The sequence below is a fragment of the Devosia sp. Leaf64 genome (genome assembly GCF_001421945.1).
Lineage (GTDB): Bacteria > Pseudomonadota > Alphaproteobacteria > Rhizobiales > Devosiaceae > Devosia.
The window spans coordinates 1-14379 of sequence record NZ_LMLO01000006.1 but is presented as its reverse complement, the minus strand read 5'-3'; the positions used below and the strand labels follow the sequence as shown (position 1 = coordinate 14379).

The 14379-nt window shown below is 59.4% G+C and carries 15 protein-coding genes and 1 tRNA gene; 7 read left to right on the top strand and 9 right to left on the bottom strand.

Annotation, left to right across the window (positions count from 1 at the left end; all coding sequences use genetic code 11):
- Positions 1 to 169 precede the first annotated feature (169 nt).
- A tRNA-Met gene (locus ASE94_RS03800) sits at positions 170 to 246 on the bottom strand.
- Positions 247 to 495: 249 nt separating this feature from the next.
- On the opposite strand from ASE94_RS03800, the gene ASE94_RS03795 reads away from it, so the two are divergent.
- A complete protein-coding gene (locus ASE94_RS03795; protein ID WP_062629272.1) occupies positions 496 to 1533 on the top strand; it encodes an aldo/keto reductase in 1038 nt (345 codons plus the stop codon).
- A 26-nt stretch (positions 1534 to 1559) separates the two neighbouring features.
- A complete protein-coding gene (locus tag ASE94_RS03790; protein ID WP_082460870.1) occupies positions 1560 to 2288 on the top strand; it encodes a DUF599 domain-containing protein in 729 nt (242 codons plus the stop codon).
- 60 nt (positions 2289 to 2348) lie between these two features.
- On the opposite strand, the gene ASE94_RS03785 is transcribed toward ASE94_RS03790, so the two are convergent.
- Positions 2349 to 3629 carry a tetratricopeptide repeat protein gene (locus ASE94_RS03785; protein ID WP_062629271.1) on the bottom strand — a complete coding sequence of 427 codons (1281 nt, stop codon included), beginning with the start codon at positions 3627 to 3629 and terminating at the stop codon, positions 2349 to 2351.
- Positions 3630 to 3757: 128 nt separating this feature from the next.
- On the opposite strand from ASE94_RS03785, the gene ASE94_RS03780 reads away from it, so the two are divergent.
- Complete coding sequence (locus ASE94_RS03780) at positions 3758 to 4381, top strand: pseudouridine synthase (RefSeq protein WP_082460868.1); 624 nt, start codon at positions 3758 to 3760, stop codon at positions 4379 to 4381.
- On the opposite strand, the gene ASE94_RS03775 is transcribed toward ASE94_RS03780, so the two are convergent.
- From ASE94_RS03775 to ASE94_RS03765, 3 genes are read right to left on the bottom strand one after another with little or no spacing between them, the layout of a single operon-like run.
- Complete coding sequence (locus ASE94_RS03775; RefSeq protein WP_062629270.1) at positions 4332 to 5075, bottom strand: SDR family NAD(P)-dependent oxidoreductase; 744 nt, start codon at positions 5073 to 5075, stop codon at positions 4332 to 4334. The two genes, ASE94_RS03780 and ASE94_RS03775, sit on opposite strands and share 50 nt — an antisense overlap.
- A gap of 55 nt (positions 5076 to 5130) precedes the next feature.
- Positions 5131 to 6306 (bottom strand): SGNH/GDSL hydrolase family protein, encoded by a 1176-nt coding sequence (locus ASE94_RS03770; protein WP_062629269.1) that lies wholly within the window; start codon positions 6304 to 6306, stop codon positions 5131 to 5133.
- Entirely contained in the window at positions 6303 to 6869 is a 567-nt protein-coding gene (locus ASE94_RS03765; RefSeq protein WP_211200315.1) for a TetR-like C-terminal domain-containing protein, read from the bottom strand. Before ASE94_RS03765 ends, ASE94_RS03770 begins: the two co-directional genes overlap by 4 nt.
- A gap of 158 nt (positions 6870 to 7027) precedes the next feature.
- Between ASE94_RS03765 and ASE94_RS03760 the strand changes: the two genes are divergently transcribed.
- The 3 genes from ASE94_RS03760 (at position 7028) to ASE94_RS03750 (ending at position 8278) form a co-directional block, all read left to right on the top strand.
- Positions 7028 to 7339, top strand: coding sequence for a (2Fe-2S)-binding protein (locus ASE94_RS03760; RefSeq protein ID WP_061907501.1), 312 nt, complete (start codon positions 7028 to 7030; stop codon positions 7337 to 7339).
- Positions 7305 to 7790, top strand: a complete 486-nt coding sequence (gene bfr / locus ASE94_RS03755) for a bacterioferritin (protein ID WP_061907456.1) — start codon at positions 7305 to 7307, stop codon at positions 7788 to 7790. The genes ASE94_RS03760 and bfr overlap by 35 nt, the downstream gene beginning before the upstream one ends.
- A 74-nt stretch (positions 7791 to 7864) precedes the next feature.
- A complete protein-coding gene (locus ASE94_RS03750; protein WP_062629267.1) occupies positions 7865 to 8278 on the top strand; it encodes a VOC family protein in 414 nt (137 codons plus the stop codon).
- A 127-nt stretch (positions 8279 to 8405) separates the two neighbouring features.
- Here ASE94_RS03750 and ASE94_RS03745 read toward each other — a convergent pair whose 3' ends face one another.
- The 3 genes from ASE94_RS03745 to ASE94_RS03735 all read right to left on the bottom strand — a co-directional run bounded on the left by ASE94_RS03745 (position 8406) and on the right by ASE94_RS03735 (position 13159).
- Positions 8406 to 9401: an alpha/beta hydrolase gene (locus ASE94_RS03745; RefSeq protein ID WP_244483948.1), complete on the bottom strand. Its 996-nt coding sequence runs from the start codon at positions 9399 to 9401 to the stop codon at positions 8406 to 8408.
- Between the two features lie 180 nt (positions 9402 to 9581).
- Positions 9582 to 10796: a lytic murein transglycosylase gene (locus tag ASE94_RS03740; RefSeq protein WP_062629266.1), complete on the bottom strand. Its 1215-nt coding sequence runs from the start codon at positions 10794 to 10796 to the stop codon at positions 9582 to 9584.
- 167 nt (positions 10797 to 10963) lie between these two features.
- Positions 10964 to 13159 carry a mechanosensitive ion channel domain-containing protein gene (locus tag ASE94_RS03735; protein WP_062629265.1) on the bottom strand — a complete coding sequence of 732 codons (2196 nt, stop codon included), beginning with the start codon at positions 13157 to 13159 and terminating at the stop codon, positions 10964 to 10966.
- 224 nt (positions 13160 to 13383) lie between these two features.
- Here ASE94_RS03735 and ASE94_RS03730 point away from each other — a divergent pair, with 224 nt between their 5' ends.
- Positions 13384 to 13722 (top strand): hypothetical protein, encoded by a 339-nt coding sequence (locus ASE94_RS03730; RefSeq protein ID WP_062629264.1) that lies wholly within the window; start codon positions 13384 to 13386, stop codon positions 13720 to 13722.
- Positions 13723 to 14161: 439 nt separating this feature from the next.
- On the opposite strand, the gene ASE94_RS21325 is transcribed toward ASE94_RS03730, so the two are convergent.
- Positions 14162 to 14379 (bottom strand): hypothetical protein (locus tag ASE94_RS21325; protein WP_210166230.1); only part of this gene is annotated, 218 nt, incomplete at its 5' end.

Below are 14379 nucleotides of genomic sequence, written 5' to 3'. Positions count from 1 at the left end.
ATGCTGATGATCCTAAGAGCACACTAAGGCTCGACCCGCAATTCAGCTAGGCAGATGTAGTTAAAGCCTGCGCTGAGCTACGCGCATGACTTCAAACACAGCCGCACGTCAGGATTGTTACAGAGCGGAAAAGGAAAAGCCCACAAGACTGATGTCCTGTGGGCTTTTTTGGTTGCGGGAGCAGGATTTGAACCTGCGACCTTCAGGTTATGAGCCTGACGAGCTACCGGGCTGCTCCATCCCGCGTCATTCACTGCGCCGCGGCGCTGTGTGAGGGCTATATAGGGGGGACCGTCGAAGACCTCAACCCCCAAAGCGGCATGAGTGACGTTTTTTTGACATGTCGCGGAAAACTCTCGGGTAATTGCCATTCCCTGCCGCGCGCATGTGGAAAACTTCTGCGCCCGAACGCCTTGGGCGCCCCCTGCCGTTTCCGAAGCGCACCGCACCGTCTAGGGTCGCGCCGCTTCGTCACTCGAACCGGGATTACGCGCCATGGATATGAAAACACTCGGCCGCACCGGCATTGCCGTCACCGATATCTGCCTGGGCACCATGACCTGGGGCAGCCAGAACACGCAAGACGAGGGCCATGCCCAGATCGCCATGGCGCGCGATGCCGGCATCAATTTCATGGACACGGCCGAACTCTATGCCGTCCCCGGCAGCCCTGAAACCTCGGGCCGCACCGAGGAGATCATCGGCAATTGGTTCGCGGCGAACAATGATCGCGACAAGTGGGTCCTGGCGAGCAAGATCGGTGGCGGTGGCAACGGCTTCCTCCGCAGCGGCCGTCGGGCTGATGGCCCGAGCCTCCGCGAGGCGCTTGATGGCAGCCTCAAGCGTTTGAAGACCGACTATATCGATCTCTACCAGATCCATTGGGCGAGCCGCGGCCACTACCATTTCGAGAACTACTGGCGCTACGCCCCGGAAAAGCAGGAAACGGCCGACGTTCTCGCCAATCTCGAAGACATGCTCGACGTCCTTGGCGACCTGGTCAAAGTCGGCAAGATCCGCGCAATCGGCGTTTCCAACGAAACCACCTGGGGCATTTCGCAGTGGCTGCGTATCGCCGAAGCCAAGGGGCTCCCCCGCCTCGCATCCGTCCAGAACGAATACAATTTCCTCCGCCGGCTTTTCGATCATGACCTGGCCGAACTCAGCCACCATGAAGATGTCGGCCTCCTCGCTTACTCTCCTCTCGCTGCCGGCATGCTGACCGGCAAATATCTCGAGGGCGCCAATCCCAAGGGCAGCCGTAAGGATTACCAGAAGGGCTTTTGGCGGCAGAACGAATTTTCGGAAGCTGCGACCCGCGAATATCTCGCTCTCGCCAAGGCCCATGGCCTCGATCCCGCGCACATGGCCATTGCCTTCTGCCGCTCGCGTCCCTTCACCACCTCGACCATCATCGGCGCCACCAGCACCGAGCAATTGGCCGTCAATCTCGGCGCCAAGGACCTGACGCTGTCGCCGGACGTGCTCGCCGGCATCGACGCCATCTATCGCCGCCACCCGCGTCCGCTATAATCGGCCGAAACGTTTGGGGGCCCGACGTGACATCGACGCTTTTCACCTCGCTTTTTCCGCTCCTTGCCTATTACGCCTATAATCTCCTGGTGCCGCTCGTCGAAAAGCGGCGCCCGTCGCTCTCGAGCATCATGAACATGCAACGGCGCCGCTGGGTGAGCAATGCGACCCGGCGCGAAACGCCGTTTGACGCTATCCTGTCGGGCAATATCATGGGGTCGGTGAGTTTTCTCGCCTCGACCTCTGTGCTGCTGGTGCTCGCGGTCTTTGCCGTCTTCGGCCAGGTGCCCGCGGTGATGGACACGCTCGGCACGCTTCTGGTGCAACACAGTTTCACCGTCGCAGACGTGCAGATCCACCTCATGGTCATGCTGACCATGTTCGTGCTGGCATTCTTTGCCTTCACGCTGTCGCTGCGTCAGTTCAACCACTTCTGTATCATGCTCGGCGCGCTCGATCATGATCGGGTGACGAGCGAAGAAGAAATCGACGCCATCACCCGCATGAACGGGCTCGGGGCAAAAAACTTCAATTCCGGCATCCGCGCCTATTATTTTGCCGTTTCGACCGTCGCCTGGTTCGTCTCCGAATGGCTGGCGGTCGTCGCGTGCCTCGTGACCATTCTCATCATTGCCCACCGCGAATTCTTCTCGACGGCTCACCGCACCGCGGCCACTGCGGCAGTCATTGCTGCCCGCCACCGCGAAAAGCTCAAAGAGGGCGAGGCCAGAGTGTCCGGCGACGGCGGCTTTTAGGCACAAACAAAAAGCCGCCCGGAAATCACCGGACGGCTCAATGTCACAAATCGCAAAAACCTATTTCGTCTTGGTCTTTCCGCTCGTGCTGCCCGAGCCGCTTGTCGCTTCGTTCAGCCGGGCCAGATTATCAATGGCCAAATCATAGCCCTGTGCGGCCGACTGCTCGTAATAGTCTTTGGCCTTGGCCTCATCGACCGGTACGCCGAGGCCGTTCTCATAGATATGGCCCATATTGTTGAGCCCGATCGGCTGGCCCTGGTCGGCGGCCATCTTCGTCCATTTCAGCGCCTCGGCATAATCGACATCGGTACCGGTGCCGTCCATGTAGAGAAGGCCGAGATTGACCGCCGCGCGCATTTCTCCGCCTTCCGCGGCTTCGCGATAGAGCTTTATCGCGCGGTTATAGTCCTGCGTGACGCCGCGCCCGTCTTCATAAAGCAGTGCCAGATTGTGCTTGGCGAGCGCCATGCCCTGCTCGGCGGCCAGCTCATAGAGTTCGGCGGCTTTCTTGAGGTCCTGCTTCACGCCTTCGCCGTTCTCATAGAGAAAGGCGAGGTTGTTCTGGCCATACATGTCGCCCTCGTCGGCCGCGACCTTATAGAGTTCGGCCGCACGCTTCGGGTCGCTCTTTTGCCCTAGCCCATCCTGGATCAGCTTACCGAGATTGACATGTGCCGACACGTCGCCTGCGTCTACCGCCAGCTGGAACCAGGCGGCTGCCGCCACATAATCCTGCGGAACGCCGAGCCCATCCTGATACATCAGCCCGAGATTGGACTGCGCCTTGGGCATGCCCTGCTCGGCCGCTGCGCGATACCAGCGCGCCGCCTCGTTATAGTCCTGCTCCACGCCCTCGGCGAAATCATAGGATAGGCCGAGGCTGTTCTGCGCCAGGGCAAATCCGGCTTCGGCGCCGCGTTTCAGAAACTCCGCGCCGCGCTCCATATCGACATCGACGCCATCGCCGGTGATCAGCATGTCGCCAAAGATCGCCTGCGCGACGACGCTGTCGCCCTCTGCGGCTTCTTCAAACAGCGGCACTGCGTCTTCGTAATTGCCATCGGCGAAATAGGCGCGCGCCAGCCATCCCTTGAGCTGAGAAGAATCCGGTTCTGCCTCGAGCGCTTTTTTACAGGCTTCGATGGCCGTCGCGGTATTGATGTCCCAGGTTTCCCGGCCGGTGCTTTCATATCCGACTTCATATTGGCTTGCCGCTTCGGCAGCACAGGCGTCGAATGTCGCGCTCGCCATTGTCGGCGCCGCCGGAACGAAGATGCCCGCGGCCAGAAAAGCCAAGAGCGTCGTCCGTCGCGCCACTGGTCCGATAGGCTTCATCATTCTCTCCCAAAGATGGCTCAAAGCTTGAGCCAATTTAGTCCAGTCTTTGTAGGCAACAAAAGGGCAATGCTGGATTTGATGCTGGTAAGCTGCCTTGCGAATGCGCCTGCGGCGCAGTATCAGGCGCCATGCCTCGGCTCATTCTCTTCAACAAGCCTTTTAACGTGTTGACCCAATTCACCGGCGGCACGCCCGAGGAAACTTTATCCGGCTATATCAAGGTCCCTGACGTCTACGCGGCCGGCCGGCTCGACAAGGATAGTGAAGGGCTTTTGTTGCTCACCGATGACGGCGCGCTCCAGGCCCATATCGCCTCGCCGCGCTTCAAGATGCCAAAGACCTATCTCGTCCAGGTCGAGGGCCTGCCCAGTGACGAGGCCCTCGCAAATCTCCGTGCCGGCGTCACGCTCAACGACGGGCCCACGCGCCCGTCAAAGGTCGAGCGTATCGACCCGCCCGATCTCTGGCCGCGCAATCCGCCTGTCCGCTTCCGCAAGAGCGTCCCCGATCAATGGCTCTCGCTCACCATTACCGAGGGCCGCAATCGCCAGGTGCGCCGCATGACGGCCGCCGTCGGACACCCAACCCTGCGCCTCGTGCGCTGGAGAATCGGCGATTGGACACTCGATGGCCTCGCGCCCGGCGAATGGCGCTTTGTCGAGCCGCCTGCGCGGCCCGCGCGCTCATCGGCGCCGCCGCGGCCTAATAGGTCGCCCGTCCCCCCGAAAGGTCGAACACCGAGGCGGTCGTAAAGCTGTTTTCCCGGCTGACGAGCCAGGAGACCATATTGGCCACTTCCTCGACTTCGAGGAACCGCCCGCGCGGAATCCGGCTTAGCATATAGTCGATGAAATCGGGCTTTAGCTCGTCGAGAATGCGGGTCTTGGCCGTCGCAGGTGTAATGGCATTGATCGCGATGTCATATTTCGCGACTTCCTTGCCCACCGCCTTGGTCATGCCGATAACGCCGGCCTTGGCCGCGGCATAAGCTGCGGCATTGGGGTTGCCCTCCTTGGCCGCGATCGAGGCGATATTGACGATGCGCCCATAGTTCCGCGCCTTCATTCCCGGCAGGATGGCGCGGTTGACGTGAAAGGCGCCATTGAGATCGACATCGATCACCCGCCGCCATTCATCGAGCTCATATTCGTCGAGCGGCGCATTCTTCCCCGCGATCCCCGCCGAGTGCACCAGAATATCGATGCGCCCGTGGGCGAGCTCGGTCGCAGCCGTCGCTGCCTCAACTGCCGCATAGTCGACGATATCGACAAGGCGCGTGGATGCCGCGCCGATCTCTTCTTTCGTCTCGGCTAGAAGGTCCGCTTCCCGATCCCAAAGGCTGACCACCGCGCCTGACGCGATCAATCGCCGCGCCACCGCAAGACCGATGCCTTGCGCCCCGCCAGTGACCACCGCCACCTGCCCCTCAAGATCGATCTTGTTCATCTCGCCTCATCCCTTTTGCTTTGCGATGAGACTAGAGCCGATCCGCCACCAAAGGCTAGTGCGCGGCGAGAGGAGCGAAGACCCCGCCTTCGAAAACCAGAGTCGCAAACCGCTCGCCCATCATTTGCTGCGTCGCAGCATCGGGATGCACCCGGTCTGGCAGCGGCATAAGCGCATGGTCGTCTGGCCCATAGAGCGCCTCGCCATCGAGATAATGGATATTCGCGTCCGACTTTTGCCGCTGTTCCACAATCGCTTTGAGCCGCTCCCGGATCACCCGCAAGCTCAGCTTCCCCGCCGCAACCTCAGCGCTTTGCCCCGTTGCTACAAAACCGACCCGCCCCTCGGCGAGCGCCGCAGTATCGAACTGCAGCGGGCCTGGCGTCTCCTCATGAATGGGGCAGTGGATCGGCCCGATCACCAGCAGTGGCGTCGCCTCGTGACCGTCGCGGATCGTGTCGAGGAACCCATGCACCGCCGGCCCAAAGGCTCGCAGCCGCATCAGGTCCGCATTGACCACATTGATCCCGAGCTTGACGCTGATCAGGTCCGCCGCTGTGTCGCGCATCGCCCGAGCCGTAAACGGATCAAGCAAGGCGCCGCCGCCAAAGCCCAGATTGATCAATTCGACCCCGGCCCGCCGCGCCGCGAAGACCGTCCAGATGCCGGTTGGCAAAATCGCGTTCGACCCCTGACTGATCGAACTGCCATGATGCAGCCAGACGGGCCGCCCTGCGACAGGTTCGGGACTGATTGGAGCATCTGCGTGCAGCGCCTGCAACACCATGCTCTCATTATGCGGCAGCCAGATTTCCACCTGCTTGTCGCCTGCCGGCAGATCAAAGCTCAGAACGGCTGCCGGGCCATCCACGACTTCGGTCGAGCCGGCACGCATATCGATCCGCAGCGTTCGCCCACCTTCCGCACTCAACTGCTGCGCCAAAACTCCATCGACATAGAGTTCGTAAACACCGAGCGGTCGCGCCGGCATGCCCACAAAGTCTCGCCGCGTCGTCAAGACTGTCAGTGAGACCTTACGTGCCGCAGTCCTGAACGCCAGCCGCACACCCGAAGGTTGTGCCTCGGCCATGGCCAGTTGCGGGTCGTCATTCTGCGCCCGCGCCTTGGCCGGCAGCCGATGCAGGATAAGGCCTTCCGCTGTCCGCTCGAGTTCGACGACACCCTTGACGATCGCAGCGGTCAACGGGGCTTCAAACGCCAGCTCTGTCATTGCTCGCTATCCTTTTCCGCCCAGCCCGAAATGGTCATGTGCAAACTTGCTAGGCCCCGCGCCCATGATTCCGCCGCCTCCGGCTCGCTGTGGGCAAAGCTGCCCGATCGGTCGAGCAGCACGAAGCCAAGCAGAAAGCTGCCCAGCAAGCGCGTTGCGTGCACCTGATCGGCGTCATCGAGCGCATAAGATCGAAACACCGCGCGGCTTGCCCGCGCGATCCTGACGCCGGCACTCTGCATCGCGATCTCTTCACTCAAAGGATGCCGCGCAGCCTCAAATAGGCCTGGATGCACCAGCGCAAAATCCCGCTGTGCCTCGGCATAGGCATAGAGCGCGTCGCGGCCCGCACGGCCTGCAATCGCCTCGTCCACCATGTCTGCAAGCCGCCTCAACGCATTGAGCGCCACCTCGGCTTTGAGGTCATCGACATTGCGAACATGAGCGTAAAGGCTGGCGAGTTTGACGCCAAAACCCCGGGCCAGGGCTGCGAGGGTGAGCGCCACAAATCCGTCGGCCTCGGTCAGCGCTATCGCAGCTTCGATCAGCCGCTCTCGTGACAATCCTGCTCTTGGCATTTTTCTAACCGTATTAGTTTTTATCCTAATACACTTAGTTTTCTACTCGTGACAATCCCTGAACGCGGCATTTTATGATGTTGACATTCAACTATCGGAAGCGTTTATTGCCGCGCGTTGAGACGACTATTCCGGCCCCTGCTATGCTCGTTTGCCAGTGCAATATGATCACATCTTCGGAGATCGAGGACATCGTTCTCGACCTGTTGAAGGCGGACCCTTGGCAGTTGGTGGTCCCTGCAAAAGTCTATAGCGAACTCAACAGACGTGCAAAATGCGCGGGCTGCGTGCCGAATGTGGTGGACATTATCGTTCAGGTCACAGAGAACTATCACGCTCAAAATGCCCACCCGCCTGGTGACGTCGTGACGTTCCAGACTGGGCTTGAAAAGCTCAAAAAGCAAAGCAGTGGAGTACGTCGTGAAAGGCGAAGCACAGGTCATCGAGCGGCTTAACGAAGCCCTCTTTCTCGAACTCGGCGCCGTCAATCAGTATTGGGTGCATTATCGCCTGCTGGATGATTGGGGCTACAAGAAGCTCGCCGCCAAGGAACGCGCCGAATCCATCGAAGAGATGCACCACGCCGATCGCCTGATCGAGCGCATCATCTTCCTCGAAGGCCATCCCAATCTGCAGCGCGTCGCTCCGCTCCGCATCGGCCAGACCATCAAGGAAGTGCTCGAAGCCGACCTTGCTGGCGAATACGATGCCCGCGCTGCCTATAAGGCGAGCCGCGAACTCTGCGAAAGCCTTGGCGACTATGTTTCGAAGAACCTCTTCGAAGCGCTGCTGACGGACGAAGAAGGTCACATCGACTTCCTCGAAACCCAGCTCGAGCTCCTCGACAAGATCGGTCCCGAAAAGTACGGCCAGCTCAATTCGGCCTCGGCCGACGAAGCCGAGTAAAAGATCAAGTTTTGAAACGCCCGGCTCGCCCGGGCGTTTTGCTGTCCGTCTTTTGCTTTTTGGGGTGCAGCACCATGGCCTATCACACCGGACGTCTCATCGATCACGTGCATCTGCGCGCGCATGATTTCGAGAAAACCAGGCGCTTCTATCAGGCGATCCTCGACGTTCTCGGCGTTCCCGTGACCGCCTCGGGCAAGGACTGGATGCAGGCTGACGAACTCTTCATCGACGAAACACCGGGCGACATTTTGCCCAGCCACGTCCACCTCGCCTTCCAGGCGCGCGACGAAGCGATGGTAAAAGCCTTTTACGATGCGGCCATCGCCGCCGGCGGCACCGACAATGGCGGGCCAGGCGAACGCCACTACCATCCCGGCTACTACGCTGCCTTCGTCATCGACCCCGACGGCAACAATATCGAAGCCGTCTTCCACGGCCCGAACACGCGTTCCGTCGAGTCGGTCGTCATCGAGCCCAAACGGTAGAGAACAACTGACGCCTCACCTCCCTCGATTGTCACCCCGGCGAAGGCCGGGGCCCATCTTGAGATGCAAAAATCTGGCGCCAGTTCTTCGAGCCACTTCCGCTTTCGCGAATATGACGTTGAGGCCCCTACTCCTCGATCGGCTGGAACATCGAGTTGAGCTGCGACACGATCTGGTCCATCGGGGCAATCGCCTCCGGCAATTGCTCCGGTGCTTCCGGCGCCACTGCCACATAGGGCACGCCGCTCGGAAACGCACCAAACCGCTGGAAGAACCCGACCATGTCGTCGAGCACCGGCGCACGCCAGCGCCAGGCAGCGCCCATGGCGATCACCGGCTCCATGTGCCCAAAGCCCTCATAGAACTGCGTCGTCACCCAAACGCCCTGCGCCCGCAACCGCTCGGCAAAGTGATTGGTGTTCTGCACCCGCACGATCGGATCGGTCGTCCCTGACGCGAGATACATCGGCGGCGCATCGGCCGTGATCAGATTGATCGGCTGCGTCCCTTCCGGGCTCGGCGCATAGCCGAAGGCTTCCTTCACTTCGCTATATTCGAACGGATAGAAGTCGTAAGGCCCAGAGAGGGCACCGACCGCGAGGATCGGCATGGTCACCCCAAACTGCCGGCGATAAGACGGATCGAGCGCCAGCATCACCGCATTATAGGCGCCGGCCGAATGCCCCGCCAAAAACAGCCGGTTCGGGTCGCCACCAAAGGCCGAGATATTGTCCTGAACCCAGCGCAGCGCAGCGGCACTGTCATAGAGGAAATCGGGAAACCGCACTTCCGGCACGAGGCGATAATCGGCGATCACCGTAACGAACCCGCGCGCCGCCAGCGCCCGACCAACGAACTGATAATCGCTGCGTTCGCCCCGGCTCCAACCGCCGCCATATATGAAGAAGACCACTGGCGCCGAACCGTTCATCTGCTCGGGTGCATAGACGTCGAGCTTGTGCCTCGGGCCATTGGCATAGGGAATGCCATCGCCAACCTTTGCCGTGCCCCCGTCCATCGCCGCGGGCAGGTTGAACGGATCCATCACCGAAACAGCATGGGCCTGGATCGGCAAGAGCGAAATCAAAATCGCCAGGGCGGCAAGAAAACGTGTTCTGGTCATTGCAAAATGGCTCAGGGCTGGTGGGGTGAGCGCACCATGATGCGCGATGGAGATTATTGTGTGACGCCCGAAATGGGCGAGGGCAGGCGCACCGATCGCGGCGCGGGCCTGCCCCCTACTTAAGCCCATCCAGTCTGCGCGCCTAGGGTTAACGGAATGTTAACATCAAAGTGTAGAACCCTAACGCTTCAGGCGATCGAGCAGTAGGCCTGAGATATAGCCATCTGCCGGCAACCCCGCGCTGGCCTGGAACGACAAAACCGCCGCCCGCGTCTTCGGTCCAACCACGCCATCGGGCGTGCCGACATTATATCCAGCGCGATTAAGTAGTCCCTGCAGCTCGCTCCGCTGCGCCTTGCTCAGGGCAAAATCCCCGCTCGGCCAAGGCGTTGCGAAGCTGCCGCCGCCAAGAATCCGGTCCGCCAAATGCCCGACGGCCAGCGCATAACTATCCGAGTTATTGTAGCGTTTGATCACATCAAAATTGGGCAGCACGAGGAATGTCGGCCCGGAAGCGCCTGCTGGCGCATAGAGCCGCGCCATGTCGCCGCCACGGGGAAAAGCCCGGCCCGACACACGCGTCACGCCCATCTGTTGCCACTGGCTCAATGGCGCTTTTTCCATCTGCCGCGCTGCTGCAAAATTGAAGCCACGCGGCAGTTTAACCTCATAGCCCCAGGTCTCGCCCGGCCGCCAGCCAAAGGCGTTGAGATAGTTAGCCGTCGACCCCAAGGCATCGGGGATAGTGTTCCAGATATCCTTGCGCCCATCGCCATTGAAGTCGATCGCATAGCGCTGAAAGCTCGACGGCATGAACTGGGTATGCCCCATCGCGCCAGCCCAGGACCCGACCATGTTTGGCGGCGTCACATGTCCATCCGACACGATGCGCAGCGCGGTGATCAACTCCTTGCGGAAGAAGTCGGCGCGATAATTGTTCTCGGTCAGCGTTGCGAGCGCATGGATCGTATTGGTCCCACCCATGAAGCCACCGAAATTCGTCTCCATGCCCCAAATGGCGAGCACGATCTCAGGCTGGACCCCGAAGCGCTCCTTGGCGCGCTGCAGGGTCTGGCGCCACTCCTGCGCCATGCCCTGGCCCTTATTGGCCTGGGCAGCGGTGACGCGCTTGTCGATATATTGCTGAACGGTCTGGCTGAACTCGGGCTGTTTTCGCGTCAGCTCCATGATCTTGTTATCAGGCGCATAACCGGCAAACGACGCATCGAACGCCGCACGCGAAACGCCATTGGCCGCCGCATCGGGCCAGAGCCCGCGCACGAAGTCGTCGCTGTTAGCCAAAGCCGGGCCAGCAAGCCCAAGCACTAAGGCGAGCGAAAGAGCTGCCCGTCGGGTAAAACTACGTCCAGCAAGACTTGCTGCAAATCGGATCATGTCGAGCCTCGTGATACGCGCGAACAAAAAGTCACGAGCGCGCCGGCAGTGCCGCATATGGCGCGCGTATCAAATAATTAACGCATCGGATTAAGATCGCCTTAAGGCAAAGCCTTGGTGCGATCACGATGAGTTCAAGCAAGCTTTGCTGATCGATGACGCCAGTCTTAGGCCGGCAACTCGCCCATCGGCATGTCCCCATGCCCATGCCGCTCGTTCTTTCCTTGCAAATACCGCATCTTCGGCGTCGGCGTTTCGATCCCGCGCTCGGTAAAAAGCCGCATTAGGGTTTCGCTATAAAAACGCCCGGCGCCCCACTGCTTGCCCGCCAGCGTCTTGATGCGCGAACGCAGCGACACCGATTGCGGCGTGATCGCGATTAACCCCTGCAGATCGAGATCGTCGAGAATGACATCGCGATATTCCTGGATTTCCATGACCTTGGCAAACGCGTCGCGCATCGCCTGCTTGGCGCCCTCGATATCGCTGTCATAGGCAATCTCGACCTCGGACACATAGAACGAGAAACCGCGCATCATGTTCGAGACCTGATCGACCGAGGAAAACGGGATCAGGTGTACCGTACCGCTCATATCGCGAATGGTGACGGAGCGGATGGTCAGCTTCTCGACCACGCCGGACTTGCCAGCCGCCTCGACCACGTCGCCTTCATTCATGACATTCTCGAACTGAATGAAGATGCCCGTGATGATGTCCTGCACCAGCTTCTGCGCACCAAAACCGATAGCAAGACCAACAACACCCGCACCAGCAAGGAGCGGCGCGATATTCACCCCAATCTGCGCCAGAGCCAGCATGAGTCCAAAAATCACCAAGGCAACGGTGAAGGCGTTCTTGAACAAGTTGAGTAGCGTCTTTTCGCGTGGCGTCGGCATGCGCCCTGTATTGGCACTCAGACGGTATTCAACCCATGAGGCGACGACGACATGCAGGATAATAGCAATGAGGATGATCAGCGCCGCAGAGACGATGGACCCGGCAACCGCCAACCCTTCGTCGCTGCCAATCCAGCCCGCAAAGTCGAAGAGCGCCCAAGCCTGGCCGATGGCGATGATCACCCCGGCAATCACTACCCAGCGCACGACCGCCATTACGGCCGGCACAAAAGCCTTTAACCGGCTCTCAAGCAGCGGAAGGCGTTGGCTGACATCGCCGGGAAGTTTGAGGCCAACGCTGACGAAGCGGCTGATGAACCCAACGATCAGGGAACCAACGACCACGGCAATCAACGATTGCAGGGTCGCGCCCAACATGAACGGCAGGGCTTGGTCAGGATTGGCAAACCACACGACAAGCAGCGCAAGGAGATAAGTGATCGCCAACACATGCCAATGCTGCCCCACGGCGGCGAGCACCCGCCAAAGCCCGGAATGTCCATGCTTGGCCGATAGCTCTGCTAGCCAAAGCCGCACATCGTCCTTGTTTTGCAAGACGATAATGACGCCAACGATCACCGCCGTGACCATGACCAGCACCTGAACCGCCGCCGAGGCAGCCGGCGATATCGTCGTCCGCGCCATCGGCGCGACGAACATAAAAGTATATCCCAGGAGCGAAATGACGCGCGCTAGCCAGAACGACCAATAGGCCGCGTTGTCATCGGTGACGGGGAGAAATCGCAGATCGATATGCCGCGGCGCGAGGAGAACGCGGATCACGAGCTTGCACAGCTCGACGAGAAGAAAGGCATTGAGCAAGAGGCTCTGATTGATGCCCATCTCGCCCGACGGCGTCGTCCCGAAATTGAGCGCCAAGATGTAACCAAACGCCCAAGCGGCAACGACAGTTAGCGTGTCTATAGCCGTGCCGACAATGACAATGCCGAGTTTTTTCCAGACATTGCGTTTCCCAGCACCGCGGGAGATCCGCGCAAGCAATGGCTGCGCAATCAATTTGAAGATCCAGAAACTTCCGAAAAGCCCAACCAGGACTATGCCTAGATTGATTGCTAGCGTCCGGATCACATCATAGTCTGCGCTGAGTGTGCCATTGATAGCATGCCGGAAATTCAGAAAAATCCCACCGACGGCCCGCACCGTCGCCGAAGCCCCCTGTGCAACGCTCCGCGTATACTCGGCAAGCTGCCGGGCAATGCTGAGGTCGGGCAAAGCCTCCTCTGCCGGCGCCGCGTCTTCCGCGGGAGCCGCCTGCTTCAATTGCTCGATCAAAGCTGCACGCGCTGTATCGTTCTCTAGAATTCTGACGAGATCATCGACCGCCTGCGTCGACCCCGCATCGGTAGTTTCAGTCTCTGCCGGCGCCGGTGAAATCCCAGGCACCTGCGCAAGGGCTGGCGAAACGAGGAGAAGTGCGAAGACGCAAAGACGAATGATGAACTGCATAGCCAACGCAAATGACGATGAAAATGGGCTTCAACATGGCGGCTGGGGAGATGACGTCAAGGGCCTAGCATTACGGGTCGATAGGATATTGCCGGAATACCTCACATCTCCGAGCAAGCCCTGCGCTGTGAAATAGTGTCGGTCCTCTGTCGGGCGCAAAATAGTAGATGCAATCGAGTCCTGCAGGCTTCATCTATGCGAAAATACGTAGCTTCATCTAAGCCATGCTGCTCTACGCTTTAAACGTTCGTCGCGAACAATGGACCAAGGATCAAAGTGCTGTGCGTCTCCCCGCCGGTAATCTTCTGGGCGCCCTTAAGAATTATCAGCAGTGGGTGATGCTTTATGCGTCAAGCCGAGAGGAAGAGCCTGGTTACTTCGGCCTCGTGCAAATCCTTGGGGTCCATCCAGATAACGAAGAGCCCAAATTCATTTTCGTTGAGCTAGGGCCAGTTGTCAGTTTCGATATTCCCGTCACGCTGGCTCAAATTTATGGGACCATCATAACCAACCCTTCTATCGCTATGCCCACGCTTTTCGCGTCGTTCCCGACTTTGAGTTGAAACGTGTTTTTGAATGCGCTCCTACCTATACACATCAGGCGCAGGGCTTTGGTGAGGACCAACAATCTCGCATTGACTCTGGGACGCTCCCTAGGCGTATCAAGTCATCAAGGATCGCAAGGAACGAGCTAATCCGCTTTAAAATGATCAGTCAGTATGGGCGACATGTCCTTTCATCCTTAATGACATGCACTCGCTGGACGGTCAGCGGCATGCGATCCAAGTCGGTCATGTGCGACCCCTTGGCTTCTACGGCAAAGATAATCTGCAGAATGTGCTGCCGATGTCATCTGTCGCGAATTGGGGGTGGGACGAGGGTCTAATCTCAAGCCACAACAAGGGTAAAGTGCTTCTGGCCAGTGGTCTCACCGAAAGTACGAGACAGTTGTTCGGCAAATGTGAGCAGATCACACTACCCAAAGATCTGCGGTACTGGCCGCTAGGCGAGAATTTCGAATTTCATCGGGACGTAATTTTTCAGCGCTCCCGGCAGGAGCGAGAGAAGGTTCGAATTGCACTGGCTCGTCTTCGCGGCGACGGCACGCTTCGACGTGAAGATTAGATCTTTCCCATTCCCCATGCACAACACGAACAAAAGCCCCGGTTCTTTCGAACCGGGGCTTTTGTTATGATTATCGTAGAGAGGGATGTGTTTTT

What these genes read in the sequence shown, in the direction of transcription:
- ASE94_RS03750 (WP_062629267.1), top strand. Translation starts at nt 7,865, where the DNA reads ATGGCCTATCACACCGGACGTCTCATCGATCACGTGCATCTGCGCGCG.
- ASE94_RS03740 (WP_062629266.1), bottom strand. Translation starts at nt 10,796, where the DNA reads ATGATCCGATTTGCAGCAAGTCTTGCTGGACGTAGTTTTACCCGACGG.
- ASE94_RS03760 (WP_061907501.1), top strand. Translation starts at nt 7,028, where the DNA reads ATGCTCGTTTGCCAGTGCAATATGATCACATCTTCGGAGATCGAGGAC.
- ASE94_RS03785 (WP_062629271.1), bottom strand. Translation starts at nt 3,629, where the DNA reads ATGATGAAGCCTATCGGACCAGTGGCGCGACGGACGACGCTCTTGGCT.
- ASE94_RS03730 (WP_062629264.1), top strand. Translation starts at nt 13,384, where the DNA reads ATGCTGCTCTACGCTTTAAACGTTCGTCGCGAACAATGGACCAAGGAT.
- ASE94_RS03775 (WP_062629270.1), bottom strand. Translation starts at nt 5,075, where the DNA reads ATGAACAAGATCGATCTTGAGGGGCAGGTGGCGGTGGTCACTGGCGGG.
- ASE94_RS03780 (WP_082460868.1), top strand. Translation starts at nt 3,758, where the DNA reads ATGCCTCGGCTCATTCTCTTCAACAAGCCTTTTAACGTGTTGACCCAA.
- ASE94_RS03735 (WP_062629265.1), bottom strand. Translation starts at nt 13,159, where the DNA reads ATGCAGTTCATCATTCGTCTTTGCGTCTTCGCACTTCTCCTCGTTTCG.
- ASE94_RS03770 (WP_062629269.1), bottom strand. Translation starts at nt 6,306, where the DNA reads ATGACAGAGCTGGCGTTTGAAGCCCCGTTGACCGCTGCGATCGTCAAG.
- ASE94_RS03745 (WP_244483948.1), bottom strand. Translation starts at nt 9,401, where the DNA reads ATGACCAGAACACGTTTTCTTGCCGCCCTGGCGATTTTGATTTCGCTC.
- ASE94_RS03795 (WP_062629272.1), top strand. Translation starts at nt 496, where the DNA reads ATGGATATGAAAACACTCGGCCGCACCGGCATTGCCGTCACCGATATC.